Origin of the sequence: Pseudomonas sp. NDM (assembly GCF_003105095.1) — a bacterium.
GTDB lineage: Bacteria > Pseudomonadota > Gammaproteobacteria > Pseudomonadales > Pseudomonadaceae > Aquipseudomonas > Aquipseudomonas moraviensis_A.
On the sequence record NZ_QETJ01000321.1, the window covers coordinates 1 to 1,339 of the forward strand.

Consider the following 1,339-nt stretch of genomic DNA (forward strand, 5'->3'; position numbering starts at 1 on the left):
ACAGGGGAATGCATTTCAACTGTAGGAGTGAGCCTGCTCGCGATAGGGCCCTCAAGGCCAATAAAGGTGCACCTGACGAAGCACCGCCATGGGTTGGTGCGCGAAGATGTAACGAAACGTTAGCGCCGCCTGGCAGTCAGTAGCTTCATCAGCTCTTTTCGGCAAAAGGCCCGTCATGCTCTCGATCCTCAAACAAGAAAGCTTCCTGCTGCTGGCAGTCCTTGCCGCCTGCGTCGCTTATCCACTGGAACACTGGCTGCTGCACAGCGGCCAGATCGTCGCGCTGGTCGGCGGTCTGCTGCTGATCGCCTTCATCGTCGCCGCTTCGATGCGCGTCGCTCATCACGCCGAACTGCTCGCGGAAAAGGTTGGCGATCCTTACGGCACGATGATCCTCACGCTCTCGGCGGTGCTGGTCGAAGTGGTGATCCTGGCGATCATGATGAGCAACGAAGCCTCGGCGACGCTGGTGCGCGACACGATTTATTCGGCGGTGATGCTCGACATCAACGGCATCCTCGGCCTTGCCGCATTGATGGGCGGGATCAAACACGGCGAGCAGTCCTACAACGACGATTCGGCGCGCAGTTACAGTGTGATGATCCTCACTGCGATGGGCGTGTCGATGGTGGTGCCGGAGTTCATTCCCCAGGCCAACTGGAAGATTTATTCGGCGTTCACCATCGGCGCGATGGTGGTGCTCTATGCGTTGTTCCTGCGCATGCAGGTCGGCCCGCACAGTTACTTTTTCAGCTACAGCTACCCGGACAAACGCCGCCGCAAGGAGCCGGTCGAGCAGGAGCCGAAACCGGTCAGCCTGGCGTTGTCGATCGGCATTCTGGTGTCGGGAGTGGTGATCATCGGCGCGCTGGCCGAGGTCATGTCGAAGACGCTTGATCTGGGTCTGGAAGGCACGGGCGCGCCGCCGGTGATCACGGCGATTCTGGTGGCGGCGATTTCGGCAGCGCCGGAGATTCTGACCGCATTGCGTGCCGCGCTGGCGAACCGTATGCAGTCGGTGGTCAACATCGCGATGGGTGCGTCACTGTCGACAGTAATCCTCACCGTGCCGGTGATGGAAGCAATGGCGCTGTACACCGGCCAGCCGTTTCAAATGGCGATGACCCCGGTGCAGACAGTGATGATCTTCATCACCCTGATCGTCAGTGCGATCAACCTCAATGACGGCGAGACCAATGCCATCGAGGGCATGACGCACTTTGTGCTGTTTGCGACCTTTATCATGCTGTCGCTACTAGGCCTTTAGGGCTGGCAGATACCCACGTGGGAGCGAGCCTGCTCGCGAAAGCGGTGTGTCATCCAACAAACATGTTGTCTG

1 protein-coding gene is annotated in these 1,339 nt (G+C 59.4%); it reads left to right on the forward strand.

What is annotated here, in order from left to right:
• Positions 1-175: 175 nt before the first annotated feature.
• A complete protein-coding gene (locus tag DCO47_RS26785; RefSeq protein WP_042609771.1) occupies positions 176-1,267 on the forward strand; it encodes a calcium:proton antiporter in 1,092 nt (363 codons plus the stop codon).
• The last annotated feature ends 72 nt before the right edge of the window (positions 1,268-1,339 follow it).